General features: G+C 74.0%; 3 protein-coding genes and 1 pseudogene. All 4 read right to left on the bottom strand.

Annotation, left to right across the window (positions count from 1 at the left end; translation table 11 throughout):
- A partial coding sequence (dhaL, locus tag IH13_RS0108075; protein WP_031082361.1) for a dihydroxyacetone kinase subunit DhaL occupies positions 1 to 449 on the bottom strand: 449 nt, incomplete at its 3' end.
- A gap of 253 nt (positions 450 to 702) precedes the next feature.
- The gene (locus IH13_RS0108080) at positions 703 to 2,241 is read right to left on the bottom strand and encodes a flavin-containing monooxygenase (protein ID WP_063837415.1); all 1,539 of its coding nucleotides are present in this window, start codon (positions 2,239 to 2,241) and stop codon (positions 703 to 705) included.
- 282 nt (positions 2,242 to 2,523) lie between these two features.
- Positions 2,524 to 3,351 (bottom strand): annotated as a pseudogene (locus IH13_RS0108085) (cytochrome c oxidase assembly protein); the annotation flags it as partial.
- Positions 3,351 to 3,914, bottom strand: coding sequence for a DUF2243 domain-containing protein (locus tag IH13_RS0108090; protein ID WP_031082368.1), 564 nt, complete (start codon positions 3,912 to 3,914; stop codon positions 3,351 to 3,353). The pseudogene IH13_RS0108085 and the gene IH13_RS0108090, both read right to left, overlap by 1 nt.
- Positions 3,915 to 3,999 lie beyond the last annotated feature (85 nt).

Genomic DNA, 3,999 nt, shown 5'->3' on the forward strand with positions numbered 1-3,999 from the left:
GCCTCCCGGGCGGCCCCGGCCGAGCTGCCGAGCGCGTCGACGGCCGGAAGCAGCGCGTCGAGCATCGTCTTGTCCCCGGCCTTCGCCCCGCCCAGCTCGGCCACGGCCGCGACACCGGCCCCGAACGCGTCCGCCAGCTGCTGCCGGCTCACCTCGGCCGCGTCGCCGAGCGCCTTTCCGGTACGCCGCAGCAGTGTTCCGTACAGCGGCCCGGACGCACCGCCCACCGTCGAGATGAGCTGACGGCCCGCCAGGACCAGCACGTCCCCCGGCGTACCGGCGGGCTCCTTCTCCAGTGCGTCGGTCACCGCGGCGAAGCCGCGCCGCATGTTGTCCCCGTGGTCGCCGTCCCCGGTCGCGGAGTCGAGGCCGGTCAGACGGTCCGCCTCACGGTCGACGGCGCGGGCCGCGGCGGTCATCCAGCGACGGAAGAACGCGGTGTCGAGCACCTGGGCTCCTGTTCCTCGATCCGGTCGGGCGGTACTTCACCGGCCCCGGCGCCACGCCCGGGGCGGCGGGGCCCGTGGCGTCCGGGGGAGCAGCGCCTCCTCGCCGGCCTGACGGGGTGCCACCGGGCAGCCGTCCCCGCCGAGGGGCGTCACACGGACACGGCCAGGGTACGAGCCCGGCGGGGCGCCCGCCCGGACAGCGGCCCGCCGCACCACTGCATCGGACCCGTACGGCTCCGGCGGTTCGCGGGGACTACGGACGGAGCGGACCCGGGGCGGGAGAGGCGTCCCCGGCGCGGCGGACCTGGGCGGGCGGGCCGCCCGGCGGTGTCCAGGTGTAGGCGTCCGGGGCGAAGGAGTGCAGACGCCTCAGGAGCCGGGCGGTCGACCAGGGCCAGCTGAAGGTGTTGACGCCCGGCAGGCCGAAGTAGTACCCGGAGGCGTCCGTGCTGTAGACGGTGGTCCGGAGGGCCTCGCGCAGGGCCTCGTGGTGGGATTCCTCGACCTCGGGCCTGACGTCCAGTGCGGCGTGTCCGCCGGTGCGCAGGTGGGTGAGGGCGGCGGTGATGTAGCGCAGCTGTGCTTCCAGGACGGTCGGGACCGCCGTGGTGCCGCTGAGCACGTTCGGGCCGATGAGGAGGAAGAGGTTGGGGTATCCGCTGACGCTGGTGCCCAGGTAGGCGCGTCGGTCGTCGGACCACTTCCGGGCCAGGGGGACGCCGCCGGTCCCGTGCAGCCGGCGGGCCAGGGGCATGTCGCCGACGTGGTAGCCGGTGGCCAGGACGATGACGTCGGCGCGGGTGCGGGTGCCGTCGGCCCCGATGACGTGGGAGCCCTCCACGGCCGCCGCCCGGGTGGGACGCAGGCGCACGTTGGGCCGGGTGAGGGCGGGGTAGTAGGTGTCGGAGGTGATCAGGCGGCGGGCCCCGAGGCGGTAACCGGGACTGAGCGCGCGGCGCAGCTCACGGTCCGCGACGGAGGCGCGCAGATGGAGGCGTGCCACGGCCTCCAGGGGCCGCAGCAGCCGGGGCCGGCGCAGCGGTACGGAGATGGCCTCCTGGGTCCGGTGGTGCAGGCCGCGCAGCGCACGGCGTGCCGCGGGGTGGCGTCCGAGGAAGCGGTGGAGGCCGGGGGACAGCGGGAAGTCCGGCTTGGGGAGCACCCACTGCGGTGTGCTCTGGAAGACGTCGACATGGGCCGCCACCGGCTGGATCTCGGGCAGGAACTGGACGGTGGACGCCCCCGTGCCCACCACCGAGACGCGGCGCCCGGTCAGGTCGACGTCGTGGTCCCAGCGGGCCGAGTGGAAGGAGGGGCCGGGAAAGGCGTCCAGGCCGGGGATGTCGGGGACGCGGGGCCGGTGCCAGGATCCGGTGGCGACGACCAGGGCCCGCGCGGTGTACGTACCCGTCGTGGTCTCCAGGATCCAGCGGTGGGCGTCCGGCTCCCAGTCGGCCCTCGTCACCTCGGTGTCGTAGCGGATCGCCTCGTCCACGCCGTACCGGGCCGCGGTGGTCTCCAGGTAGCCGAGGATCTCGGACCGGCCGGCGAAGCACCGGCTCCAGGGGTGGGGGGCGAAGGAGTACTCGTACAGCATCGACGGCACGTCGCATCCGCACCCCGGATACGTGTTGTCGCGCCAGGTCCCGCCGAGGCGGCCGGACCTCTCCAGTACGACGACACCGTGGACGCCGGCCCGCCGCAGCGCCACCACGGCGGCCACCCCGCAGAGGCCGGCGCCGACGACGGCGACCTCGGCATCCTGACGGCTTCCACTCCCCGCCCCGTCCATGTGCGCCCCCTCCCCGCCTCGCGGGCCCCGGCCGCGACGTCGGAGCCGCTCACCACCGGTGACCCGTGGCGACCGAGAGTAGTGCCCTTTGTGGCCGGGAGGGGAGTTCGGCTGTACGGATCCCCCTTATGGGTGTTCTTGCCGGACAGGCGGAACAGGTGGAACAGACGGAACGTGCGGAACAGGCGGACCCACCCTTCTCGTTCGGTGAGGGGCGCCCCTGAGCCGTGCCTGCCACTGCCCCTGGTCCGCGAGCGGCGCCGGGAGCTGTCCGGCCCCGGGTGCCTCGTGGCGGACCGGCCGGGTGGCGCCCCGCCGTCGGCGGACCGGACGCCAGGTCGCGACGAGGGCCGCGGCCAGCAGGAGTTCGGCGATGTCCCCGCCGTAGTACATGATCTCCGCCCCGCCCCGGACCTGGGCCACGGGAGCGTGTACGTCGATGAGGAAGCCGCCGTACATCAGCTGGGAGACCGTGGCGTGCGCGGCGACCGCGACACCCAGGACCACCAGACGGGCCGGCACACCGGGCCTCGCCGGTGCCGGGTCGGGGCCGGCGACGGCCCAGGCGAACAGGCACCCGCTGATCAGGAAGTGGGCGTGCACGGCCCAGTGGAGCACCGGCTGCCCCATGGTCGCGTTGAACAGCGGGGTGAAGTACAGCACCGGCAGCGTCCCGGTACTCAGGACCAGAGCCGTGACCGGGTGGCCGATCACCCGCACGGGCCCGCTGTGCAGCAGGGCGGTCAGTCGCCGGGCCCGGGCGGCGGGCAGCGTCCGCAGCAGCAGGGTGACGGGGGCGCCGAGTGCCAGGGCGAGGGGTGCGTACATGCCGATGAGCAGGTGCTGAACCATGTGCCCCCGGAAGTCCCCGTGCGCGAACGGCGCGACCGGCGGGAGCAGCGCCACGGCCGACAACGCGCATCCGCCCAGGAAGCTCGCCGTCCGCCACGGTGTCCATCCGAGCGCCGGACGGTGGGCGCGTGCCCTGCCGGCGAGCAGCAGGTATCCGGCCGCGACCAGGGCCACGGCCACCGCGGGCAGCAGTACCTCCCAGGCGCCGCCGGCTCCCTGGCCGCCGCCCTCGTGCGTGTGGTGCGTGCCGCCGTCCATCAGGCCCGCTCCCCGCGCGGTGCCGCGGCGTCGGGGGTGCCCGGGTCCAAGGGGCGGCCGCCACGCTGGAGGAGGTGGCCGCCGATCAGGAAGAGGAGTCCCAGGAGCAGGAAGCCCATGTCCCACCAGATCTGCTGGTCACCGGCGTAGACGTGGTGGATCCCGAGGATCTGGTGGTCCAGCAGCCCCTCGACGAGGTTGAACAGGCCCCAGCCCGCGAGGATCCAGCCCCACAGCACACGAGAAGTCCACACGCGCCGCCGGTCGTGCGTCACCCGGGCGTACAGGATTCCCAGCCCCAGCAGCACCGCCACCCAGCACACCGTGTGGAAGACGCCGTCCCAGACGGTGTTCATCTCCAGACCGGAGACGGTGTTCGGCGGGTAGTACTTCACCCCGATCCGGTCGTCGTTCGTGCTCGACAGCATGTGGTGCCACTGGAGCAGCTGGTGCAGCAGGATGCCGTCCACGAAACCGCCCAGCCCCACCCCCAGCACGATCCCCGGCAACCGGATGCTTCTGGGTGCGGCGTCGCCGCTCAGCTCGTTCGTGCCGGTGGCCATGGTGTGTCCTCTCCGTCGCAACGCGAATACCGGGCCGGAGCAGCAACATGTGCCCGCTCGCCGCACCACCTGCCACAGGATCGGC

The organism is Streptomyces sp. NRRL WC-3549, assembly GCF_000721935.1.
In the GTDB taxonomy this organism is placed as follows: Bacteria; Actinomycetota; Actinomycetes; order Streptomycetales; family Streptomycetaceae; genus Streptomyces.

Bases quoted from the DNA above. Each gene is read 5' to 3' on its own strand.
- IH13_RS0108080 (WP_063837415.1), bottom strand. From the start codon at position 2,241: ATGGACGGGGCGGGGAGTGGAAGCCGTCAGGATGCCGAGGTCGCCGTC.
- IH13_RS0108090 (WP_031082368.1), bottom strand. From the start codon at position 3,914: ATGGCCACCGGCACGAACGAGCTGAGCGGCGACGCCGCACCCAGAAGC.